The sequence below is a fragment of the Schaalia odontolytica genome (assembly GCF_002847525.1).
Classification (GTDB): domain Bacteria; phylum Actinomycetota; class Actinomycetes; order Actinomycetales; family Actinomycetaceae; genus Pauljensenia; species Pauljensenia odontolytica_B.
In genome coordinates, this window is the sequence record NZ_PKKM01000016.1 from 1 (window position 1) to 23,565 (window position 23,565).

Sequence of the window (23,565 nt, forward strand, 5' to 3'; positions counted from 1 at the left end):
CGAGTCAGAAGTAGAGAGCTTTCTCGAAGGATCACACGGTGACCGCACCCATATCAAACAGGCCGACCACCACACGGTTACACCACTATGCGGGACGCTACTTCGGTCGGACAACACACAACTGGTAGACGGGGTAATAGGGGCTATTTTCGCGTCTAAACTCCCCTGATGTCCAGGTCGATACGTCGAAGTTATACGAGGATCCGTCCTCGAACTGGAGGGTGAATTCGTTGGAGTAATGCGTGATCTGACGGTAGCCCCGGTACTCGTTCTGCCAAAAGCGCTCGCACTTGGTGGCGGTGAGTGTCCGATGTCCGCTCCTTGCGTCACCGATGAGATGAACGACAGAAGTCGAACCTTTGTACGACAGGAAGACCGCAACCAAAGCGAACAGCAGAATCATCACGAGCGCTGCGACGGCGGGACGTGCAGCGCCGGGGCCCTCGAGTTGCTCGCGCATCATGCGCACTAGCGTGGGAAAGGAAAGAACAAGACAGACGCTGAGAATAATGGCCGCGCTGGACCCGATCATGGAGCAGTAAAAACGGCGGTCCCCGATGGATCCCGAGAGCAACCATGCTGCGAGCATGACGACAGCGGACACGACCGTGACATGGAGCCAGATGATCGTGCGGAATTCTTGCCGATTGTAGGTTCGGGTGGCCGTGGGTGCCCGATGCGAAGGGGAGCGCTTCGACATAGTGAGCCTGCTCTTAGACGTCCGCTGGGGTCGCTCCCGTCCACTCGTACCAGCCCTGGTGCTGGACGATCCACGCCATGAGGGCGTAGCCGGCCTGGCCGGGCAGAGTCTGGCCGTCCCCGCCGCGCGCGAGGGAGGCGGCCATGTCCTCGAACCACTGGTCGTGCGCGACGAGCGGCGTATAGCAGTCAACGAAGGGGATTCCTCGGCGCGCGCACACTTCGGAGCACGAGGAGGACAGTGCCTTGAGGGACCCGGAGTCCACGCCAGCCAGTGGCGGGGGCCCCACGACGAAGCTGGGGATGCCCAGCGCGGTCGCCCGGTCGGTGATGTTGGCCAGGTTCAGGCGCGAGCGGGCCGTCGAAATACCCGCCGCGACGTCGCCCGGACCCACACCGATGACGAGGCCGTGGGGCTCGCCGTCGGCCAAGCGCGGCAGGACCTCGGCCTCCCAGCGCGCGGCCATCTGCTTCGTCGTCTCAGAGGGCACGGCAAGGGTCAGGAACGTGGCGGGCAGATCGAAAGTCGAGTGCGCATTGACGCGACCGACCCAGCCCAGGCCGCGGGGATCGCCGACGCCCGCGACGAGCTCGTCTCCGATGAAGCAGATGCGCATGGTGTTCCTTTCCGGTGCCTCCCGCGCCCCCGGTGGGAGCGCCGGCCCTCGTTAGCCTTCGAAGGCCTGCGCAATAAGGGTAGCTGCTTGCTCCTTGTGAAGCGAGGCACGTCCCGCTGCGGTCGTCGCCGACTCGGGGCGAGAGACCACGCGGACCGGGCGTCCCAGAGACGGGAAGAGGTTGAGCGCCAGGTGCGGCCACGCACCCTGGTTGCGAGGCTCGTCCTGCACCCAGGTCACCGACGCGTTCGGGTACTGGGCGAGAACCTCGGCCACCTCGGCCTCGGGCAGCGGGTAGAGCTGCTCCAGGCGAATGATCGCCGTCGAGGTGTCGCCGCGGTGCTCGCGCTCCTTGACGAGGTCGTAATACAGGCGGCCCGAACACAGCAGGACGCGCGTCACCGACGACGGATCGGTGATGGTGTCATCGCCGATGACCGGCTGGAAGCCGCCCGAGGTGAACTCGTCGAGGTGCGAGGACGCGGCCGACAGGCGCAGCAGCTGCTTGGGCGTGAACGCGATAAGCGGCTTGCGCGGGCGCTTGTAGGCCTGCGTGCGCAGCATGTGGAAGTAGTTCGCCGGCGTCGAGGGCTGGACGATCCACATGTTGTCCTCGGCGGCGAGCTGCAGGTAGCGCTCGATGCGCGCGCTCGAGTGGTCGGGTCCCTGCCCCTCGTAGCCGTGGGGGAGGAGCATGACGAGCGAGGAACGCTGGCCCCACTTCTGCTCCGCCGAGCAGACGAACTCGTCGATGACGGTTTGTGCGCCGTTCGCGAAGTCGCCGAACTGCGCCTCCCAGATCGTCAGGGTCTCCGGGCTCTCCAGCGAGTAGCCGTAGTCGAAGGCCAGCACGCCGTACTCGCTCAGCGGGGAGTTCCACACGTCGAAACGCGCCTGGTTTTCCGTGAGGAAACGCAGCGGCGTGAACTCGCGCCCGTCGTTCGCGTCGTGCAGGATCGCGTGACGCTGGACGAAGGTCGCGCGGCCCACGTCCTCGCCGGACAGGCGCACGCCGGTGCCCTCCATGAGGAGCGTACCGAAGGCCAGGAGCTCGGCGAAGCCCCAGTCGATTGGCTTGTTGCCCAGCGCCATCTCGAGGCGGCGCTCGCACAGCTGACGCAGCTTCGGGTGCGGCTCGAAGCCCTCCGGGAAGCGCGTGTGCGCGCGGCCGATGCGGCGCAGCTGCTTGGCGGGGGCAGCAGACGTCCAGCCGATCATCATGCCGATGCCGGGCATCTGGGACTCCGGCATGGTCCATTCCTCGTCGCCCGATTCCCCGGCCTCGCCCACGCCGACGGTGAGTGCCGGGTCGTGCGTGCGGCTGCCCGGGTTGATCTCAGACACCGAGGAAGCGCCACCCGCGCGGGTCTCCTCGAGGATGCGCCCGAGCTCCGCCTCGTACTGGGCGATCGACTGGCGGGCCTCGTCCTCGGTGAGCTGGCCGCGCCCCACGAGGCCGCGGATGTACACGGCGCGGGTGGAGGGGATGCGGTCGATGAGGGAGTACATGACGGGCTGAGTCATCGACGGGTCGTCGCCCTCGTTGTGACCGCGGCGGCGGTAGCACACCATGTCGATGATGACGTCCTTGTGGAAGGCATTGCGGTACTCGAAGGCCAGGTGTGCGCAGCGGATGACGGCTTCGGGGTCGTCCGCGTTCACGTGCAGGATCGGGACCTGCAGGCCCTTGGCCAGGTCCGTCGCGTAGCCGGTGGAGCGGCCCTGCGTCGGGCCCGTCGTGAAGCCGATCTGGTTGTTGACGATCACGTGGATCGTGCCGCCGGTCTTGTAGCCTTCGAGCTGGGAGAGGTTGAAGGTCTCCTGGACGACGCCCTGGCCGATGAAGGCCGCATCGCCGTGGATGAGGATCGGGATGATCGGCAGGTCCGGGTCGCCCAGGTGCTCCTGCTTGGCGCGTACGATGCCCTCCAGGACGCCGTCGGCGGCCTCCAGGTGCGAGGGGTTGGCGGCCATGTAGACCTTGGTGGCCAGGCCGTCGTCGAGGGAGTACACGCCCCACGTGCCCAGGTGGTACTTCACGTCGCCCGAGCCCTGGACGGAATTGGGCATGTAGTTGCCCTCGAACTCATCGAAGATCTGCGCGTAGGACTTGCCCGCGATGTTGGCCAGCACGTTGAGGCGGCCGCGGTGCGCCATGCCGATGGCGACCTCGTGGATGCCGGTGCGCGCCGAGTCCGCCAGGATGTGGTCGAGCAGCGGGATCAGGGACTCGCCGCCCTCGAGGGAGAAGCGCTTCTGGCCCATGAACTTCGTCTGGAGGAACTCCTCGAAGGCCTCGGCGCGAATGAGGGTGCCCAGGATGTGGCGCTGTGCGTCGGGGGAGGGGGCCTCGTACGGGCGCTCGATGCGCTGCTGGACCCACGCGCGCTGCTCGGGGTCCTGGATGTGCATGTACTCGATGCCGACCGTGCGCGTGTAGGTGTCGTGCAGCTGCGTGAGGATGTCCCGCAGCAGCATCTGGTCCGAGCCGCCGAAACCACCTGTGGGGAAGGGGCGGTCCAAGTCCCACACGCTCAGGCCGTAGGACGACAGATCGAGGTCGGGGTGGCGACGCACGCGGTAGGCCAGCGGGTCGGTGTCGGCGGCGAGGTGGCCGCGCGAACGGTAGGCGTGGATGAGCTCCGCGATGCGCGCGGGCTTGCCCTTTTCGTGGTTCGGGTCGTAGTCGTAGTCCGCTTCCCACGCGTAGGGGCGCGCGGGGACGTGCATCGAGGTGAAGACACGCTCGTAGAAGCCGTCGCGGCCCGAGAGCTTGGCGTCCACGAGGGCCAGCAGGCGGCCCGAGGCCGCACCCTGGATGATGCGGTGGTCGTAGGTGGAGGAGAAGAACATCGTCTTGCCGATGCCGAGTGCGGCCAGGCGCTTGGGGGAGACGCCGCGGTATTCCGCCGGGTAGTCGGTGGCGCCGACGCCGATGATGAGGCCCTGGCCGACCATGAGGCGCGGCACGGACGTGGTGGTACCGAGCGTGCCCGGGTTCGTCAGGGTGACGGACGCGCCCTGGAAGTCAGCGGTGGTCAGCGTGGCCGTGCGGGCGCGCGCCACCAGGTCCTGGTAGGCGTCGACAAACTCGGCGAAGGTGAGCGTGTCGGCGTCGTGGATGACGGGGACCTTCAGGGAGTGGTTGCCCTGCGCGTCGGCCACGTCGATGGCCAGGCCGAAACCGATGTGCGCGAGCTGCTCGACGGCGGGCTTGCCGCCCTCGAGCACGTAGCGCACGTTCAGGTCGGGCATCTCGCACAGCGCCTCCACCAGGGCGTAGCCGATGAGGTGCGTGAAGGAGACCTTGCCGCCGACGGTGCGCGCCAGGTGCGCGTTGATGAGGGCGCGGTTTTCGATGAGGAGCTTGGCCGGGATCTGGCGCTGGGAGGTGGCCGTGGGGATGGAGAGCGAGGCCTCCATGTGCTTGGCGGTCGCGCGCGCCGCGGACTTGAGGATGTGGAGCTCGTCGTGCGAGGGTGCGCCCTGGAAGAGGGTGAAGGCCGCGCGGCCGTGCTGCTGGCGCGTGTAGGGGCTGGTGGCCTCGGCGACGGCGGCGGGTGGGGCAGGCGGCAGGTCCGAGCGGGTCACGGAGACGACGGGAGCGTGCTCGGTGGCGGCCGCCTCGGGTCCGTCCTCTTCGATGTCGAGGGTCGGCGGGGTGACCGTCACGGGGGCGACGTGGTCAACTGGGGGTGCGGCATGGGCGGACGAGGCCGGGGCCGGCTCGGGCGTTGAGGGAGTGCCCTCGGGGATGTCGGGACGCTTGGCGCGCAGCTGCGGGGGAGCGGACTCGGTGGAGAAATAGGCGCGCCAGGACGGATCCAGGAGCTGGGGGTCACGCTCGTAGAGGTCTCGCATCTTCGCGATGTACCACTGCGGATCGGGCTGGGAAGCGGTGGGAGTGGGCACGTATTCCTCCGTAAGTGTCATGCCGCGCGCATGGGCCGAATCCTGCGCGGTCATACCTCGTTAATTCTACCGCCGCGTGATGGTCTTCACGAAACCTGGTAGACCTTTGGCGTGTACTTCAAGGGTCTTTGGTCCGTTGAAGAATGATTGTTGGCACATGCGTCGTGGTGTGTGGAAATGCGCGCTGGGGGAGTGGGGCAGGCCCGCTAGACTGTAACCATCATGGACTGCGACACTGCTGGCTTTCCCGCCGCTCTTTCTCACCCCCTGCCCGCGCGCGTGCGCACGGCCCGCCCCGGCCTCGTCGAAGGGGCCACGCAATGACGACCGCCCTCATGCTTGTGCTTGGCATCGTCCTGACCGCCGGCACCTTCGTCTTCGTCTCCGCCGAGTTCTCGCTCGTCGCGGTCGATCAGGCGGTCCTCGATAAGAAGGCTGAGGAAGGGGACCGCGGAGCATCCTCTGTCCTGCGCGCGACCCGCACGCTGTCAACCCAGCTGTCGGGCGCGCAGGTGGGCATCACGCTGACCACGATCCTGCTCGGCTACACGACGCAGAGCGCGCTGGCGGACCTGTTGCAGGACCTGCTGGGATCGGTCGGCCTCGCGTGGGGCCTGGCGACCGGCATCGCGGCCTTCGCCGCCGCGACTTTCATCAATGTCTTCTCGATGCTCTTCGGCGAGCTGGTTCCGAAGAACCTCGCCCTGGCCCACCCCCTGGCCACGGCCGTGCGCGTCGTCCCCTTCCAGATGGCCTTCACCGCCATCGCCCGCCCCGTCATCTGGGTGCTGGGCGGGACAGCGAACTGGGTGCTCGCCCGCATGGGCATCGAACCCCAGGAGGAGATCTCCTCGGCGCGCTCCGCCTCCGAGCTGGCCGCCCTTGTCGAGCACTCCGTCGAAGAAGGCACCTTCGACATGTCCACGGCCGACCTCTTCGTCAACACGATCCGTATGTCCACCCTGAGCGCCGCTGACGTCATGACCGACCGGGGGCGCCTGCACACCCTCAGCGAGGGAGATAGCGCCCAGGATGTTCTCGACCTGGCCCGCGAAACCGGACACTCCCGATTCCCCGTCATCGGCGACGACTCCGACGACATCCTCGGCCTGGTGTCCCTGCGCCGCGCAGTCGCCGTTCCCGCCGACCGCCGCGCCGAGGTCCCCGTCATCTCCTCGTCTCTCATGACCGACGCGCCCTCAGTCCCCGAGACCGCGCCGATCGGCCCCCTCATGGTCCAGCTGCGCGACGAGGGCCTGCAGATGGCCGTCGTCGTCGACGAGTACGGCGGTGTCTCCGGCATCGTCACCCTTGAGGACGTCGTCGAAGAGATCGTCGGCGAGGTCTCCGATGAACACGACCAGCGACGCCTCGGCATCCGCCCGCGCCCCGACGGCACGTTCCTCGTGCCCGGCACGCTGCGCCCCGATGAGCTCGCGCGCCGCACGGACATCAACCTGCCCGAGGACGGCCCCTACGACACCATCGGCGGCCTCGTCATGAACGAGCTCGGCGAGATCCCGGTCGTCGGTTCGCGCGTGAGCGTGGATGGCATCGGCATCGAGGTCACGCAGATGCAGGGACGACGCGTCGCCCAGGTGGCGATCACGCCAGCCGCCACCGAGGCCGACGATGAGGAGGTGTCACTGTGAGCGTGGGAGTGGGTCTCGGTATCACCGTGGCGCTTCTGGCCGTCAACGCGTTCTTCGTCGCCGGCGAGTTTGCCGTCACCTCGACGCGCCGCTCGCAGGTCGAGCCTCTCGCCGACGAGGGCGCGCGAGGAGCGGCCGCCGCGCTGTACGCGCTGCAGCACGTGTCCCTCATGCTGGCGATCTGCCAGCTGGGCGTGACGGTCGCATCCACGACCCTGGGCGTCGTCGCCGAGCCCGCGATCGCCCACCTCGTTGAGTCGCCGCTCGAGCGCCTGGGCGCGCCCGAAGCGACCAGCCACGTCGTCGGCTTTGCTGCCGCCCTCGTCATCGTTCTCTTCTGCCACGTCGTCTTCGGCGAGATGGTCCCCAAGAACATCTCGATTGCCGCCCCCGTGCGCATGCTGCTGATCCTGGCCCCCGTCCTCGTGCGCCTGGGCCACGTCCTGCGCCCGATTATCGAGGCTATGGATCGCTTCGCGAACTGGTTCGTGCGCCTGGCCGGTTACGAGCCGCGCTCGGAAATCTCGGCCTCCTACACGATCGAGGAGGTCGCCTCGATCGTCGTCGCCTCGCAGGAGGAGGGCGTGCTGACCGACGAGCTGGGCCTTCTCAGCGGCACCCTGGAATTCTCCGAGGAGACGGCCGGGACCGCGATGGTCCCCCTCGACAAGCTCATCGTCCTGCCCGAGGGTGCCACCCCCGCCGACGTGGAAGAACAGGTCGCCCACACGGGCTACTCGCGCTTCCCGATCGCCGGCGACGACGGTTCTATCGTCGGCTACGTGCACCTGAAGGACGTCCTGTACGCCACCGGCGAGGATCGCGAGCAGCCGATCACCCCGTGGCGCATCCGACGCCTCGAGGCCGTGTCCGCCGACGACCAGGTCGAAGACGCGCTGCGCCACATGCAGCGCACCGGCGTGCACTGCGCACTCGTCCGCGATGCGGGAGCCGTCGTCGGCATCCTCTTCCTCGAAGACATCCTCGAGCTGCTGGTCGGCGAAGTCCGAGACGTTCTCCAACGCCCGTGACGAGCCGCGATCCGCAAGGTACATTAGATCGAGGTCAAAACTTCGTAACGAACACAGACAAGGGGGAGAGCGTGAGCGACACCGAGTGCCCGCTGCCGAAGCGGTCGCAGCTGCGCGCGGCGCGCTCCGAGAACGGGGACGACTCCCAGGAGAACCCGATCACCGCGGCAATCCCGGTTGGCGAAGAGACCGTTGCCCCTCCGCCGCCTCCCGCCGCGAAGAAAACGGTGGAGGAACCTCCGGCCTCGGCCTCGTCTTCTGAGACTGAGCCTGACGCCGATGAGGGGGCCCCGGCCTCGTCGTCGAGCAAGCGACGCCGTAACGTCCACCCCGTCGGATACGCGCTGCGTGCCCTCCTCGTGCTGGGGTTGGCGGGCACGACGATCGCCGTGCCCATGACGGGGCGCGTCGGCTCCGACTCCTCGCTGACCGTGCCCGCGCGTGCCTTCGGCGCCTCGGTGGGTGGGCCCAGCTGGGCCGTGTCCTCCGCACTGCCCCAGGCGACCGCCCTGGACGGCACCCTCACCGCGAACTCGCGCGCCAAGGCCCAGGCTCCCGTGTCCATCACCGGCTGCGCGTCGGGCAACGGCGCGGACGGAAACCGCAACGTGCGCGTCGTCGCCGACACGATCTACTGGCCGCTCCCGCAGGGCACCTACACGGTGACCTCGCCCTTCACGATGCGTATTTCGCCCGTCTCCGGTCAGCTCCTCGCCCACGAGGGCATCGACATGGCCGCCCCGCTCGACACCCCCATCACCTCCGTATACGGCGGCGTCGTCGAGGAGGTCGCGGAGAACTCGCGCTCGGGCGCCTACGTGCAGATCAAGCACACGAAATCTGACGGCACCGTCTTCCACTCCGCCTACCTGCACCAGTACATGAACAAAATTAAGGTGAAGGTCGGCGATACCGTTACCGCCGGGCAGGTCATCGGCGCGGTTGGTAACAACGGCTGGTCGACGGGCCCGCACCTGCACTTCGAAATCCACGACTCCTCGGATACCCCCGTGGATCCGGACGCGTGGATGCAGGCAAACAAAGCTGTTTATCTCGGACAGGAGTCTTGCTCATGATGCCCGTCACCCTGCGTCAGGGACCCATCGTTTTCGCCCACCGCGGCGGCAGCGAGGAGGCCCCCGAAAACACGATGAGCGCCTTTGCCTACGCCTACGAGGCCGGGATCCGCCACGTGGAGACCGACGCCCACATCACCGCCGATGGCAAGGTCGTCATCTGCCACGACGAGACCGTGGACCGCTGCTACGACGGTACTGGCGTGATCGCTCAGATGACGTGGCGCGAGCTGTCCAAGCTGCGCCACCGCGACTCCGGGGAGCAGATGCCGCTGCTCGCTCAGGTCCTCGAGGCATTCCCCGACATGTACTTCAACATCGACGCGAAGGAGCCGGGCGTCGAAGGCCCCCTCCTCGAAGTCATCGCCGACCACGGCGCGGCCGACCGAGTGCTCGTGGCCTCCTTCTCCGAGCCTCGCCTGCGTGCTGTGCGCGACATCGCCGCATCGGATCCTTCCCGCGCGGTCGCCACGTCTCTGGGCACCGAGGCCGTCGTGCGCCTCGTGGGTGCCGCGAAGAGCGCCACGAACCCCGCCTGGTGGCACGTGCCCGGCCCGCGTCAGGGTGCCATCGCCGCCCAGGTGCCCATGCACCAGGGCCCCATCCGCGTCGTCGACGAGCGCTTCGTGGCCACCGCCCACACCCTGGGCCTGGCCGTCCACGTGTGGACCATCAACACGGTGGCCGATGTGCTGCGCCTCCTCGAGGTCGGCGTCGACGGCATCATCACCGACCGCCCCGTCTTCCTGCGGGACTTCCTGGACCAGCGAGGCCTGTGGACCCAGCCACCTGCTCCGGGTTCTATTTCGGGCCCCAGGGACTGAGGCTATTGCATGAAAAGGCGGGCGCGCACCGGAATTTTCCTCGTGTAAAGCGAGTATTTCAGGATTGCTCTAGCCGCTAATAAGCCCCATCATCATGGCCCAGATTGCCGCGCGTGGAGGTGCGTCTAGCGCCGGATGGGACGCCATGTGTGCAAGGGCTTTTTCGTTGAGTGGGGCGTGGATTTGTGCGTGCATGTGGTTGGTGACGAAGCAGTCGAAGTGTGGCCCTGTCTGCCACTGTCGACGTCGTATCTGCTCGCCCACGCAGGTCACGACGCTCCACCGCCCGGAGACGCAGTCCTGGGCAAAGTGCGACTCAGCGGGACCATATGTCACGAGATCGTTGAGTACATCCTGAGCGCGCTGTGCATCCAGGGAACGAATCGCAGCGACGAAATCCGCGGGAATGTAAGGAGGCCCGTCGTGGATGGTAGGTCCGGCGTGCAGCAAGGAAGCTAAGGCCAGGATATGGGGGACCTCGAAGAAATCGACCTGGCTGAAGTGTACGCCGTCCACGTCGGAGCGCATGATGACTGAGCGAGGTGCTGTGGGCCAGATCTTCCAGTCGCGTACGATGCCGCGCATGCTGGGGGACACGACGCGGATACAGATGCGGGTGTGGGCTGCGTGCACCGGCTCGAGAATACGTGCGGCTTCGCCGGCTAAGCCGTTGGCACCGGCGAGTCCCTGCGCGACCAAGCCACTGGTGAGAGCGGCGCTTGAAATGCGCCCGGCATTCTCGTCACTGGCAATCATCTCGAGCAGGGCATCGGCCTGCTCGACGGTGACGACGAGCTGATCCGAGGTGTCCGGTTCAGCTGTGTCGGTGCTCACGGTGTCACCTCCAGGGTTTGAGCCATCGTGATGAAATCATCGATGACGGTTGGGAATAGGACACTGGGGCACGTACACGTCGCGGTCCACAGGAAACGCTGCGGAGATTGCTGTGTCGCGGGCGCAGTGCGTGTGATCCACGTGAGCTGGCTGAGGGTCAGAGAGACATTTTCGAGAATGTACACGCCGGTGCGCCAGCGGGCGCCGTGCGGTGCAACCGGCCACGCGAAGTCGTCAATAAGGTGGAATCCAGGCAATGCTTCCTCCACCTGCCTGACGCTGTCCGCGTAGACTTCGTCGTCGCTCGCGTCGGTGTTGAGCGCTCCGCCGGTGACCACGAAGGTCGGAACGTTTCCCTCATCTTTCGTCTTAGCAACGGCGACGAGGCGAACGCTGGGATCATCTGCCAGGGGACCGAGCTGCGCGTATTCCTCCGGGGTGAGGAACCTCCATCCCGAGGCAAGGGTCATAGTGGCGTGTTCGTTCACCAGAATCCCTTGCCTTTTGTGTGTTTCTCGTATGCCTCCTGATCGATATTGCCATCGTCGTCTAAGAGCTCATGGCGCTTGGCGTACTGCCAATCGGCGTGGACCCACCGGGGAAACTTGATGGGCAGAAGGCTAATGAGGAAGAAAGATAGAAATACGAGGATTGAAATGGCGGCAATGCGCGATAAAATCCCCGGTAGTTGAAAGTAATTGATCAATCCTAGGATGCCGCCGAGAAGAAAAATGCATGCAAATGCGGGTGCTCCGATAGCAGCATAATTTCTACTGATTCTTCCTTTGCCGTTCATTCGGCGCCACAGGTTCGCAGCCTTTGAATCTGTGAACATCTCGGCGTACCACACCGCCGCTCCGAAGAATCCCATTCCGATTCCGATAATAGTCAGTGTAATGTTCTCGTTCATGCGATTGTCCATTGTTAATTGAGTGTCGCGTCATTGATTGCGTCACCTGTCATTTCGCCAAAGTAATGGCCGGCCACCCCGCCGATGACGCCGCCGACAATACCGCCAACGACAGCGCCAACGGGGGCGAAAGGACCCGAGACAGTAGCGCCGATGGCGGCACCGCCTTTGGCTCCTAGCCAGGCGCCTGCCCAGGTAGCTCCCCCTGTCACAGTGCCTTTCACGCCCGCTCGTGCTACCTTGCGGCCCTCGCTCCATTCGGGGTGCTGCTGGGTATCGATTTGGTACGTGTCGTAGGCGGTAATGCCGCCGTCGACGACCGCCCCCCGCAACGCCGGCAACCTTTCCGGCCTTTCCCAAGACGGGGGCTATCGTTCGGGTTCCAACGGGTTCCGTTACCTGTGTTCCTGTCGGTATGAACTTCCAGTTCGATAGGTCGCCCGCGGCGAAAAATTCTGCAGGCGGCTGGTAGAGCCCTTTGTTGAACTGAATCGTGGCCGCGGATGCAGTCTGACCGAGAAGATCGGTGGCTCCCATTGTGTAGGGAAGTAAATTGGCATATGGGTGCTCATTGTCCAAAACGAACTGGCTTTTGAGTCCGCTGAAAACCGGTTCAATCCATTGCTCATAGGCGTCTACTTTGAGACTGTCTAGCGCGAGTGAAAACACGTGCTCGGCGCGTTCATAATTCAACCGCTGGACCTCAGCTTGCGCTTGCAGCTCATTAAAACTATGGACAAGGTCATCGTCCGACTCATCGAATAGGGTCACTGTGTCGCCTTCGACGATCAGACCACAGTCTTGGGCTTTCTGCGCGATTCCCTTGTACTCCTCACGTACTGACTTCATCGACCAGGCGAGTTCGGATACAGCGTTCGTGAGTGCTTTCAGATCGTTGGAGATTTCTTCACACACGTCCGATGTGATTTGTAAATCGTGCTGACATGGGTCGACAAGAAGTGCCTCCTGCTGGCCGACAATGGAGGAAGCGCGCACTGTATCTCCGTCTGCGGTATGCAATGCGCCGGAAGCTTGTTCACATTGATCCTTGAACGTGAAGAGATTGTCGACGTTAATCGGGAAAGGCATGGAAAACCATGCTCCGTGTTGGCGTGTATCTTCGTCGGTACTCATCGTGGCCCCCTGGCGCGCAGATATTCTCCTGTTGACTGAAGACTGGCAGCTTCCTGATTATCGGTGGTTGCAAAATTCTCGGATGCTGCGGTCAGTCCGCGAGCGATAGAATAAGAACAAAAAGATGCCTTCTGTATAACACGATTGATTCTCTCGATCTTCGCTGTCAGATCTGCTTCATTACTCCCAGCGCCACTAGGTGCTTCGAGAGTCTCAGAGGCGACTCTCTCGCTCGAGTACTCCAGGATGTTGATGGCACGCGAAACAGCGTCCGCGTCCCACACGATTCCACTAGACAACTATCTCCCCTTACAACGTGGTCAGCAGTAACAGATTAGGATAGCCCTCCGTCACAGTGATCGTCAAGTCCTCATTGAAGAGATTAGGTTCCTCCAGAACCTTGAGATTACAGTAAAAAATGGGGGCGGAGCCGCTTGGCTCCGCCCCTCTCGACACATGTGTCAAGACCGCTGACTCACTCGTCGCCGCTGAAGTCGGCCACGGCCTCGTCCAGGCCCGCGCGGCGGATGCGCACGAGCGACAGGAACACCAGGCCGGCAGCCAGAGCGATGCCCAGGCCTCGAACCAGCCAGGACTCGCCCACGAAGATCATTGCCATGGCAGCCAGGGTCGGCACCAGGAGCGTGAACGCGTAGCCGATGTAGCGACCGAACGACGGCATGGGCACGCCGTCGGACTCGGCGACCGACTTGACCATGAAGTTCGGGCCGTTGCCGATGTACGTGATCGCGCCGCAGAACACGGCGCCGAGCGAAATCGGGATCAGGTAGTACTCGGGCACTCCCGCGACCAGAGTGCCCTCGCCTCCGGAAGCCTTCGCCATCTCGAAGAACGTCATGTACGTCGGGGCGTTATCCAGGATCGAGGACAGGCCGCCCGTGAACACGAAGTACGTCATGCGGGTCAGCGGCAGCGACGGGGCGATCTGCTCCAGGTAGCGCAGCGCCGGCGCCATCGTCGAGAAAATGCCGATGAACAGGGTCGCGACCTCCATGATCGGCGCCCACGTGAAGGCGTTCTCCTCGAAGCGCACCTTCTTATCCGAGAGCTTGTAGGACAGGCCCGCGACCGTGAACATGATGATCTCGCGCCACGGCACGAAGCCGGTCCACGAGTGCACGTGGCCCTCGGCCAGGGCCTCGCCGTCCCAGGACGGAGCGAAAGCGACGGACAGGATGATAATCGCGAAGAACAGCAGGTTGATCTTGCCGTGCAGGCTCAGCGGCTTGACCTCGCGGTCGTCGGCCTCGATGGAGGCAGTGTCCTCGGAGGCGTAGCGCACGCGGTCGATCGAGTAGTACGACAGGAGCAGCAGCACCAGGACGAACAGCCATTCCTTCCACAGCGCGAACGTCCACGCGAACGGCACGCCGTGCAGGTAGCCGAGGAACAGCGGCGGGTCGCCGAGCGGAGTCAGTATGCCGCCACAGTTCGCCACAATGAAGATCGTGAACAGGACCGTGTGCACGCGGTGCTTACGTTCCTTGTTGGTCTCCAGGAGCGGGCGAATCAGCAGCATGGCTGCGCCGGTCGTCCCAATGAACGAGGCCAGGAGGCCGCCGATCGCCAGGAAGATCGTGTTGTTACGCGGGGTCGCCTTGATGTCGCCGGCCAGGTGAATGCCGCCGGAGACCACGAACAGCGCGAAGAGCAGCGCGATGAACTGCACGTACTCCACGCCCGTGGCGATAAGCGGGCCGGTGCCCGCCTTCATGAACATCCAGATCGTCGTCGGCACGCCGAGAGCGAGCGCGACGGACAGCTGGGAGCATTCCTTTTCCCACCAGTGCGCGGTCTTCGGGATGATAGGCAGAACTGCGATGCAGCCAAGCATCGCGATGAAGGGGAGCAGACTCCACCAGGGGTAGGTCATCGGCCAGTCCTTGGTTGACGATAAATACGCTCACTATTTTATGGGGTGGGGGAGCGGGGTGTGGAGTGTTCCAGGAGGTGGGAGTGGCCTCATCGACGAGGCCGGGGCGTGTTCGCTCGCGGGTTTTCGTTGGGTTGGGCGCGGGCCTTGTGAGCGGTGTGGATATGAGTGGCACCCCGAACAGGACTCGAACCTGCGACCTCTTGCACCGGAGGCAAGCGCTCTATCCGCTGAGCTATCGGGGCAGCTCGGTCAGTTTAGCAGGGTTTCATACAACCACGCGGGACGGTGATGTGTGCCATACTAGTGGGCGTTGCTTGTTTGAGAACTCTTCAGGAGGATTCCATGCGCGTTCATATCGGCACCGATCACGCCGGTTTCGAACTCAAGGAAAAGGTTGTCGCGCACCTGCGCGAGGCCGGTCACGATGTCGTCGACCACGGCGCCCACACCTACGATGCGCTCGACGACTACCCGCCGTTCTGCATCGAAGCCGCCCAGGCTGTCGTCGACGAGCCGGGCAGCCTCGGCATCGTCATCGGCGGCTCCGGTAACGGCGAGCAGATGGCCGCCAACTGCGTGGAAGGCGTGCGTGCCGCCCTCGTGTGGTCGGATGCGACCGCTCGTTTGGCCCGTGAGCACAACGACGCGAACGTCGTGGCCGTCGGCGCCCGCCAGCACAGCGAGGAAGAGGCTCTGGCCCTTATCGACGCGTTCCTGGAGACCCCCTTCAGTGGCGATGAGCGTCACCAGCGCCGCATCGACCTGATGAAGGACTACGAGCGCTCTGTGCGCGCCTGATAGTCGTTCGCGTCGGCGCTTGAGTATCCGATGCTGATGCGCGCGACCACTTGGGGCTGATGCGCGAGTGCGTGGCGCTTGCACATGCGTTCCTGGCGCTGCGCAGATCGCATCCGCGCTGATACACACGAAGCGGGGCCGGTGAATGATCACCGGCCCCGTTTTGTGTGCTTGCTGTGCATGCCGTCTTTCTGTTGCCTCCGCTGGCGTTGTTTCGTGCGATGTGTGTCGGGGCTGCGGCCTGACAGTGAAAGAAACATCGCCCCAGCACGCCGCTGTGCTGAGAGTGCGGTAGCTCCCGTGAAAGAAAAACCACCCCAGCAGGTCACTGTGTTGTGTGTTCGATGGCCTTCGTGAAAGAAAAACCACCCCTGCTCGCCGAAATAGGGGCAAAATCAGTGGTTTTAGGCGAGCAGGGGCGATTTATATTTCATGCCGGCAGGCGCAATCCCAAGCAGGGGCGATATTTCTTTCAGAGCATCCCAATCACCATGCGACATGGTGGACATGAACGCCGTGTGAGTGCCAGCGCGAGCTTTCCGTGGCCCAAGCAGGTGGTTGCGATGAAGATGAAGCGCTCCGTGAGCGAAACCGCCGCTGGTGGCGCGACACAAGTCGCCCAGCTTCGATTGCTCAAACCCACAGCGAGAAAAAAGTCGCCCTGCTGCGAGTGCCTGCGCAGAAAGCGTGACAATTTTCGCCCTGCGTGCCGAAAATGGCTCAAAAAGGGCGATTTTTGCGGTACAGGGCGAGTTTTGTACCGGTTCGGACAGACCAGCATATGTGCCGGGTGAGTTTTGTCCCGGTTGGCGCGCGACAAGGTCCACCGGGGTGCCCAGGTTGCTGACCTCCTCGCAACCAAGCGCTGCCATATCTGGCCCAGTGGCAGCGCCCCGCACGAACAACCTGGCCCAGGCCTCGTCCCTTAGCCCTGGCCGGTGAGGGTGAGGTACACGAGGAACAGGTTCAGCGCGACGATGACGGCCGCGATGAGGAAACCGGTGACGCGCAGGGGACGATTGTTGGCGTAGTCGCCCATGACATCGCGGTTGGCGGTCAGGCGCATGAGCGGGATGATCGCGAAGGGGATGCCGAATGACAGGGCGACCTGCGAGACGACGAGCGCCCACGTGGGCTCGGCGCCCGCGCCCAGAATGATGAGCGCCGGGATCAGCGAGATGAGGCGGCGCACCAGGATCGGCACGCGAACGTGGAGAAGGCCGTTCATGATCTCGGAGCCCGCGTAGGCGCCCACCGACGTCGAGGCCAGGCCCGAGGCGAGTAGACCCACCGCAAACACCGTGCCAACGACCGGTCCGAGCGTGGAGGAGATTGCCGCGTGCGCCCCCTCGATCGTGTCAGTGCCGCTCTGACCGGCCAGAGCCGCGGCCGCCAGCAGCAGCAGACCGATGTTGACCAGGCCCGCGATGCTCAGCGCCCAGTAGATGTCGATGCGCGTGGCGCGCAGCAGGCGCGTGAGGTGTCCGGAGGAGTGGTGGGCGTCGCCGGTGGACGGGCCGAGCTCGTCGGCCTCGTGGTCGTTGACCAGCGAGGAGTGCAGATAGACTGCGTGTGGCATGACGGTTGCGCCCAGCATGGACGCGGCCACGAGGACCGAGTCGGTGCCCTGGAAGCGGGGGAGGAGGCCGCCGAGGATCCCCGACGGGCTGGGAGGCGCGACGAAGAGGCCCGCTAGGAAGCCCAGCGTGATGATGATGAGTAGGCCGACGATGATCGTCTCGAACTGGCGCTGTTTGCCTTCGCCTTGGACGACGAGAAGCGCCATGGACACGGCGCCGATGATGACGCCGCCCCACAGGAGTGGGACCTCGAACAGGAGGTGGAGGGCGAGCGCACCGCCGATGACTTCGGCCAGGTCGGTTGCGGCCGCAACGATCTCCGCTTGGATCCAAAAGGCGATGCGGGCGGGCTTAGACATGCGGTCGCCGAGCAGGGCGGGCAGGGACTGGCCGGTGACGAGGCCGAGCTTGGCGGAGAGGTACTGGATGACCATCGCGAAGATGTTTGAGGCCACGAGAACCCACACGAGCAGGTACCCGTAGCGCGCGCCCGCCGTGATGTTGGCGGCGACGTTTCCGGGGTCGACGTAGGCGACGGCCGCGACGAAGGCGGGGCCGAGGAGGGGGATGAGCTTGTGGCGATGCTCGGTGTCCGTGGCGCTCACGGGAATCCTCACTATAGGTAGAAAAATATTCGGCTACCCGAAATATTACTCGCCTCGCGTCCCTCACGGCGGGACGAAAGCCACCCAGGCGCGCCTCGTGTGTCCAGGTTTTCATTCACGGACCCGGGGAGAGTTCGCGGATGGGAGCAAAAACCCCGTAGTCTAAAGGGGTGACTCCTGAAGAACTTGCTACTCTCATCCGCGCGACCCTGCTGGACGCTGCTGCCGCCGGTCGCATTTCGATCGACCCTTCGCTGGTCCCCGACCCCGTGACCGTGGAGCGCCCGCGCGTGCGCGAGCATGGCGACTGGGCGACCAACGTCGCGATGCAGCTCGGTAAGAAGGCTGGCATGGCACCGCGCGAGTTCGCGCAGATCCTCGCCGACGACCTGGCCGCTGCCGACGGTATCGACTCCGTCGAGGTCGCTGGCCCTGGCTTCATCAACATCCGCCTGGGTGCGGGTGCGGCTGGCGAGCTGGCTCGTACCATCGTCGAGGCCGGCGCTGCGTACGGCCGCAACGAGACCCTCGCGGGCCGCTCGATCAACCTCGAGTACGTGTCCGCGAACCCGACCGGCCCCGTCCACCTGGGTGGCGCCCGCTGGGCCGCCGTCGGCGACTCGCTCGCCCGCCTGATGGCCGCCTCGGGTGCCGCTGTGACCCGCGAGTACTACTTCAACGACCACGGCTCGCAGATCGACCGCTTCTCGCACTCCCTCTACGCCCGCGCCATGGGCCGCGAGGTCCCCGAGGACGGATACGGCGGCCAGTACATCGCCGACATCGCCGACCAGGTCCGCGCCGACGCGCGCGCGGCCGGCGAGCCCGACCCGATCACCCTGCCTGAAGAAGAGGCCATCGAGGTCTTCCGCGCTCGCGGCGTCGAGCTGATGTTCGCGGAGATCAAGGAGCGCCTGCACACCTTCCGGGCAGACTTCGACGTGTTCTTCCACGAGGAGTCCCTGCATACCTCCGGCGCGGTTGCCGCGGCGATCGAGCGCCTGCGTGAGCGCGGCGAGATCTTCGACGAGGGTGGCGCGGTGTGGCTGCGCACGACCACCTACGGTGACGACAAGGACCGCGTCCTCATCAAGTCGGACGGCCAGGCCGCGTACTTCGCGGGCGACGTCGCCTACTACCTGAACAAGCGCGAGCGTGGTGCGGATGCCGCCATCTACCTGCTGGGCGCCGACCACCACGGCTACATCGGCCGCATGATGGCGATGTGCGCCGCGTTCGGTGACAAGCCGGGCGAGAACCTGCAGATCCTCATCGGTCAGCTCGTCAACCTGGTGAAGGACGGCGAGCCCGTGCGCATGTCCAAGCGCGCCGGCACGATCGTCACCCTCGATGACCTCGTCGATGCCGTGGGCGTGGATGCTGCGCGTTACGCCCTCGTGCGCGTGTCGATGGATACCCAGGTCGATATCGACCTGGATCTGCTCTCGCAGCACTCCAACGACAACCCGGTCTACTACGTGCAGTACGCGCACGTGCGCACCTGCAACGTGGCTCGTAACGCCGCCGAGCATGGCGTCACTCGCGACGCTGGCTTCGACCCGGCCGCCCTCGACTCCGAGGCCGATGAGGCCCTGCTGGCCGCCCTCGCCCAGTTCCCCGCGCAGGTTGCGCAGGCGACCGAGCTGCGCGAGCCGCACCGCATCGCCCGCTACCTCGAGTCCCTGGCTGCGACCTACCACGCCTGGTATGGCCAGTGCCGCGTGACGCCTCGCGGCGACGATCCGGTCGAGCCTGGCCACATCGCCCGCCTCTGGCTCAACGACGCGGTCACCCAGGTGCTGCGCACCGGCCTCGGCCTCCTCGGTGTGAGCGCCCCCGAGAGGATGTGAGCCGGTGAGCGAGACGGCAAGCGTCGGCACCCTCACCTGCCCGACCCCCGATGAGCGCCCCGACCTGTGGCCGTGGAGTGCTTCTCGGGAGGGCGGCGTGCTGCGCGTGGGAGGCGTCGACCTGACCAGCGTCGCCGCCGACTTCGGCACACCCACCTTCGTGCTTGACGTCGAGGCCATGCGCGGCCGTGCCCGCGTGTGGGCCTCGGCGATGGCCGAGGAGTTCTGGGACGGCTACGGCATGAGTGGCGGCGACGCCTTCTACGCCGGCAAGGCATTCCTGAGCGCCGACGTCGCGCGCCTCGTTGCGGCCGAGGGCCTGGGTATCGACACCGCCTCGCTCGGCGAGCTGAGCCTCGCCTTGCGCGCCGGGGTGGACCCCGACCGCATCGGCCTGCACGGTAACAACAAGTCGGATGCGGAGATCCGCCTCGCCCTCGAGGCCGGTATTCACCGCATCTTCATCGACTCGATGGACGAGGTCCACCAGATAGAGCGTATCGCGGCTGACCTCGGCGTCGTCGCGCCCGTCATGGTGCGCCTGAAGTCCGGCATCCACGCGGGCGGCAACGAGTACATCGCGACCGCCCACGAGGACCAGAAGTTCGGCCTCTCCTTGGCCACCGGCCAGGCGTACGAGGCCGTGGCCGCAATCAAGGATGCGGCGCACTTGGACTTCCGGGGCCTGCACAGCCACATCGGCTCCCAGATCTTTGGGACCGAGGCCTTTGCCGAGGCCGCGCGCATCGTCATCGACTTCGCGGCACTCCTCAAGGCCGAGCTGGATCTCGACGTTCCCGCGATCGACCTGGGCGGCGGAGTGGGCATCGCCTACACGGGCCAGGATCCGATCCCGACCTCCCCGGTCGAGGTCGCCCGAGCGCTGGCCACCGTGGTGCGCGAGCGCTGCGCCCACCACGGCCTGCCGATCCCGCACGTGTCCGTCGAGCCGGGCCGCTCGATCGCCGGCCCGTCGATGGTCATGCTCTACCGTGTCGGCGTCGTCAAGGATATTTCCCTGGAAGACGGGGGAGTGCGCCGCTACGTGGCGATCGATGGCGGCATGTCGGATAACATCCGCCCGGTCCTCTACGACGCGGCCTACACGGCGACGCTCGCGAATCGTGACCCCGCCGATGCATCTGAACTGGCGCGCTGCCGCATCGTCGGCAAGCACTGCGAGAGCGGCGACATCATCATCCGCGACATCGACCTGCCGGCCGACATCGCGGGCGGCGATCTCCTTGCCGTTCCCGCCGTTGGCGCGTACGGCTACTCGATGGCCTCGAACTACAACATGCTGACGAAGCCGGGCGTGCTCGCCGTCGAGGACGGATCCGCCCGCTGGTTCATCCGTCCGCAGACGGTCGACCATCTGCTGGCCCTCGACGCCGGCCTGGAGTAAACGCCGGCCTGGAGTAAACAGAGCGACGAGACGGGGAGCGCCTGATGGTGCTCCCCGTTTTGTGTGCGCTCCCCGTTGCCTGCCCTATCCCCAGGGGAGTCTTTCCCCCACAAATCCGCATGCAATTCCCCCATGAGTATTTCATGATTTGAAATCTGATCGTTGGTATTCTGCGGTTTTCGCGGGGTAGTGAAAATAGGGGTTGGGGGAATTGCATGCGAAATTGGGGGAGGGTCCGCAAGGTGAGGAGTCCGGCTTAGGTAAGCCTAGGTTTTGTTGTTACTGACAAACTCTAGGATGATGGGTGCAGCTGTGAATGCAGTCGAAATCCTGACAGTGACAATCGAAAGTCGAGGAACCATGCGCCGCACTGCCGCACGCATCGGCGTCGTCGCTGCTCTCGCCCTGTCCATGGGCGTGGCCGCGGTGAACGCACCCTCCGCCCGAGCCGAGGAGCCCGGACTCGTCTCCGCCGTCCGCGCTAACAACGACGAGATGAACTACGCGATCAACCTCGCGGGCACGAACCCCGAGGACCTCCAGCGGGCACTCGCTCTCGTCCCCGGAGCCGGTGGCGCCGCCCTGGCCTCGTACCCGGAGATCGGGACCTTCTTCGCGCAGAGCGCCACGCCCTCGTTCGCGCCCGACCTGGCCGCCGCCCTGCGAGCGGCCGGCATCTCCATCCACTCGATCGGTCCGACGCGCGTGGCCCCCGTCCTCTACTACGAGCGCGTCGATCTGCCCACCGACAAGAAGGACGAGGCCCCGCAGTCCGGCGCGGCAGGCGGCCTGAACTCTATGCGCGACGAGGCCGCGAGCGCAGCTCCCACTGAAGCGAACGAGGAGATCTTCAACTGGGGCGCCGTCGCCATGCATGCGCGCGAGGCCGAGGCCGTCAATGTCAAGCGCGCCCCCGTGACGGTTGCGGTCGTGGACTCCGGCGTCGAGGACACGCACCCCGACCTGGAGGGGCGCGTCGATACGTCGCGTTCCGTGAAGTGCTCGGTGAATGGCGTTGCGACGCAGGACTTTTACGGGTGGCGTGACGAGTTCTACCACGGCACGCACGTTGCCGGCATTATCGCCGCCAACCACAACGATATTGGCATCGACGGCATCGCCCCCGAAGCGACCATCGTTGCCATCCAGGCGACCAACGACAATCGCCTCATCTACCCCGAGTACGTGACGTGTGCGTTCATGTGGGCGGCGAGCCACGGGGTGGACGTCGTGAATAACTCCTACTCGATGGATCCGTGGGTCTACTGGAGCCCGACCGACCCTGAGCAGGCTGCGGGCCTCGAGGCGGCCACGCGGTCGATTAAGTACGCGCAGGACAAGGGCCTGGCGGTCATCGCGGCGGCCGGTAACGAGGGCGTCGATATTGACAATCCGTGGATCGACAACGGATCGCCGACCGATGTTCCCACGCCGACGAAGAATCGCGCGGTGGAGGGCAGTATCCGCGTTCCCTCCATGCTCGACGGCGTCGCTCAGGTCAGCGCGGTCGGTCAGGCGTACAACGTGAAGCCGGGCCTGTCTCTGGGCCGCGCCGAGTTCTCCAACTACGGTCACACGATTGATTTTGCCGCGCCGGGCGACCAGATCTACTCCACGGCCCCGCTGCTCTTCTACCGCAGCGGATACGCCGTCGCCGACGGCACGTCCATGGCGACCCCGCACGTGTCGGGCATCGCGGCCCTCATCAAGTCGGTGCACCCGGAGCTCACGGGCGCCCAGGTCATCCACCTGATGGAGCGGCAGGCGGTGGCCAACTACGGACGCCTCAATGAGCCGATCGACGGCAGGGAGTACCGAGGCTACGGCTTCCTCGACGCGCTCGACGCGGTCGGCGAGGCCAAGGCTGGCACGTGGGTCAAGGCTTCGATCGGCTGGTGGTACCGATACGAGGACGGAACCTACCCGGCCTCGCAAGCGGCTGAGATCGGCGGGGCGACCTACCGTTTTGACGCGCGTGGCTACATGGTGACCGGATGGGTGCTCGACGGCGGCCGGTGGTTCTACCACGAGGCATCGGGGGCCCAGGCGGTGGGCTGGGCCAATGTGGACGGCGCTTGGTACTACCTGAAACCCCCCACGGGCATGATGGTCACGGGCTGGGTCAGCTGGGGCAACGACTGGTACTACCTCACTCCCTCCGGTGCGATGGCCACGGGCTGGGTGCAGGTTGGGGGCGCCTGGTATTACCTGACCGCCTCGGGTTCGATGGCCACCGGCTGGCTGAGTGACGGCGGCTCCTGGTACTACCTGGACGCATCCGGAGCGATGGTCACCGGCCCACTGAATGACGGCGGCTCCTGGTACTACCTGGACGCATCCGGAGCGATGGTCACCGGCTGGGTGAACGACGGCGGCTCCTGGTACTACCTGGACGCGTCCGGCGCGATGGTCACCGGCTGGCTGAACGACGGTGGGTCCTGGTACTACCTGGACGCGTCCGGTGCGATGGTCACCGGCACTCGGCAGGTGGATGGTGTGACCTACACCTTCGGCCCGGACGGTCGTATGCAGTAATCGACCGTTCCCACGTGTCAAGGTGGGGCCGCGCGTCTGAGGGTGTGTGGCCCCGCCTTACTGTCATGATGGCGAATGTCAGCGGGCAGGAGAGTGATTACTTGAAATTCTTGCCTCTGGCCAGGTGTTGACCAATTTAAGCGACGCTAAATTGTGGCGAGTGACAAACTAAAGCATGATAGTTCTGATGGGTACATTGTCGTACT

The 23,565-nt window shown here is 65.2% G+C and carries 18 protein-coding genes and 1 tRNA gene; 8 read left to right on the forward strand and 11 right to left on the reverse strand.

What is annotated here, in order from left to right; translation table 11 throughout:
• Positions 1-97: 97 nt before the first annotated feature.
• The 3 genes from CYJ22_RS09380 to CYJ22_RS09390 are packed head-to-tail and all read right to left on the reverse strand — an operon-like array spanning position 98 to position 5,282.
• The gene (locus CYJ22_RS09380) at positions 98-700 is read right to left on the reverse strand and encodes a hypothetical protein (protein ID WP_101602420.1); all 603 of its coding nucleotides are present in this window, start codon (positions 698-700) and stop codon (positions 98-100) included.
• A 13-nt stretch (positions 701-713) separates the two neighbouring features.
• Positions 714-1,316, reverse strand: coding sequence for a GDSL-type esterase/lipase family protein (locus CYJ22_RS09385; protein WP_101602421.1), 603 nt, complete (start codon positions 1,314-1,316; stop codon positions 714-716).
• A gap of 51 nt (positions 1,317-1,367) precedes the next feature.
• Positions 1,368-5,282 (reverse strand): multifunctional oxoglutarate decarboxylase/oxoglutarate dehydrogenase thiamine pyrophosphate-binding subunit/dihydrolipoyllysine-residue succinyltransferase subunit, encoded by a 3,915-nt coding sequence (locus tag CYJ22_RS09390; protein WP_101602422.1) that lies wholly within the window; start codon positions 5,280-5,282, stop codon positions 1,368-1,370.
• Between the two features lie 266 nt (positions 5,283-5,548).
• Between CYJ22_RS09390 and CYJ22_RS09395 the strand changes: the two genes are divergently transcribed.
• The 4 genes from CYJ22_RS09395 (at position 5,549) to CYJ22_RS09410 (ending at position 9,811) form a co-directional block, all read left to right on the forward strand.
• Positions 5,549-6,880, forward strand: coding sequence for a hemolysin family protein (locus CYJ22_RS09395; protein ID WP_101602423.1), 1,332 nt, complete (start codon positions 5,549-5,551; stop codon positions 6,878-6,880).
• On the forward strand, positions 6,877-7,911 hold the full coding sequence (locus tag CYJ22_RS09400) for a hemolysin family protein (RefSeq protein ID WP_009054045.1): 1,035 nt from the start codon (positions 6,877-6,879) through the stop codon (positions 7,909-7,911). Before CYJ22_RS09395 ends, CYJ22_RS09400 begins: the two co-directional genes overlap by 4 nt.
• A 71-nt stretch (positions 7,912-7,982) precedes the next feature.
• Positions 7,983-8,987, forward strand: a complete 1,005-nt coding sequence (locus CYJ22_RS09405) for a M23 family metallopeptidase (RefSeq protein ID WP_207760534.1) — start codon at positions 7,983-7,985, stop codon at positions 8,985-8,987.
• Positions 8,984-9,811, forward strand: a complete 828-nt coding sequence (locus CYJ22_RS09410; RefSeq protein WP_101602425.1) for a glycerophosphodiester phosphodiesterase — start codon at positions 8,984-8,986, stop codon at positions 9,809-9,811. The genes CYJ22_RS09405 and CYJ22_RS09410 overlap by 4 nt, the downstream gene beginning before the upstream one ends.
• A gap of 69 nt (positions 9,812-9,880) precedes the next feature.
• Here the strand turns inward: CYJ22_RS09410 and CYJ22_RS09415 are convergent, their stop codons facing one another.
• From CYJ22_RS09415 to CYJ22_RS09440, 6 genes are all read right to left on the reverse strand, one after another.
• Positions 9,881-10,645, reverse strand: a complete 765-nt coding sequence (locus CYJ22_RS09415; protein ID WP_009053979.1) for a hypothetical protein — start codon at positions 10,643-10,645, stop codon at positions 9,881-9,883.
• Positions 10,642-11,133 (reverse strand): hypothetical protein, encoded by a 492-nt coding sequence (locus tag CYJ22_RS09420; protein ID WP_231284064.1) that lies wholly within the window; start codon positions 11,131-11,133, stop codon positions 10,642-10,644. The genes CYJ22_RS09415 and CYJ22_RS09420 overlap by 4 nt, the downstream gene beginning before the upstream one ends.
• Positions 11,130-11,555 carry a hypothetical protein gene (locus CYJ22_RS09425; RefSeq protein WP_243390498.1) on the reverse strand — a complete coding sequence of 142 codons (426 nt, stop codon included), beginning with the start codon at positions 11,553-11,555 and terminating at the stop codon, positions 11,130-11,132. Before CYJ22_RS09425 ends, CYJ22_RS09420 begins: the two co-directional genes overlap by 4 nt.
• Positions 11,556-11,569: 14 nt before the next feature.
• Positions 11,570-11,779, reverse strand: a complete 210-nt coding sequence (locus tag CYJ22_RS10430) for a glycine zipper domain-containing protein (protein WP_347707114.1) — start codon at positions 11,777-11,779, stop codon at positions 11,570-11,572.
• Between the two features lie 1,385 nt (positions 11,780-13,164).
• The gene (locus tag CYJ22_RS09435; RefSeq protein ID WP_009053974.1) at positions 13,165-14,583 is read right to left on the reverse strand and encodes a sodium:proton antiporter; all 1,419 of its coding nucleotides are present in this window, start codon (positions 14,581-14,583) and stop codon (positions 13,165-13,167) included.
• 169 nt (positions 14,584-14,752) lie between these two features.
• Positions 14,753-14,828: transfer RNA gene (locus tag CYJ22_RS09440), tRNA-Arg, on the reverse strand.
• Positions 14,829-14,928: 100 nt separating this feature from the next.
• On the opposite strand from CYJ22_RS09440, the gene CYJ22_RS09445 reads away from it, so the two are divergent.
• Positions 14,929-15,384 (forward strand): ribose-5-phosphate isomerase, encoded by a 456-nt coding sequence (locus tag CYJ22_RS09445; protein ID WP_003794677.1) that lies wholly within the window; start codon positions 14,929-14,931, stop codon positions 15,382-15,384.
• A 404-nt stretch (positions 15,385-15,788) separates the two neighbouring features.
• Here CYJ22_RS09445 and CYJ22_RS10125 read toward each other — a convergent pair whose 3' ends face one another.
• Both CYJ22_RS10125 and CYJ22_RS09450 read right to left on the reverse strand, forming a co-directional pair.
• Positions 15,789-16,256 carry a hypothetical protein gene (locus CYJ22_RS10125; protein ID WP_133124165.1) on the reverse strand — a complete coding sequence of 156 codons (468 nt, stop codon included), beginning with the start codon at positions 16,254-16,256 and terminating at the stop codon, positions 15,789-15,791.
• A gap of 53 nt (positions 16,257-16,309) precedes the next feature.
• Complete coding sequence (locus CYJ22_RS09450; protein WP_101602427.1) at positions 16,310-17,569, reverse strand: Nramp family divalent metal transporter; 1,260 nt, start codon at positions 17,567-17,569, stop codon at positions 16,310-16,312.
• Positions 17,570-17,739: 170 nt separating this feature from the next.
• Between CYJ22_RS09450 and argS the strand changes: the two genes are divergently transcribed.
• From argS to CYJ22_RS09465, 3 genes are all read left to right on the forward strand, one after another.
• On the forward strand, positions 17,740-19,419 hold the full coding sequence (gene argS, locus CYJ22_RS09455; protein WP_101602428.1) for an arginine--tRNA ligase: 1,680 nt from the start codon (positions 17,740-17,742) through the stop codon (positions 19,417-19,419).
• A gap of 4 nt (positions 19,420-19,423) precedes the next feature.
• A complete protein-coding gene (lysA, locus tag CYJ22_RS09460) occupies positions 19,424-20,824 on the forward strand; it encodes a diaminopimelate decarboxylase (protein ID WP_101602429.1) in 1,401 nt (466 codons plus the stop codon).
• A gap of 360 nt (positions 20,825-21,184) precedes the next feature.
• On the forward strand, positions 21,185-23,359 hold the full coding sequence (locus CYJ22_RS09465; protein ID WP_243390500.1) for a S8 family serine peptidase: 2,175 nt from the start codon (positions 21,185-21,187) through the stop codon (positions 23,357-23,359).
• Positions 23,360-23,565: the final 206 nt, after the last annotated feature.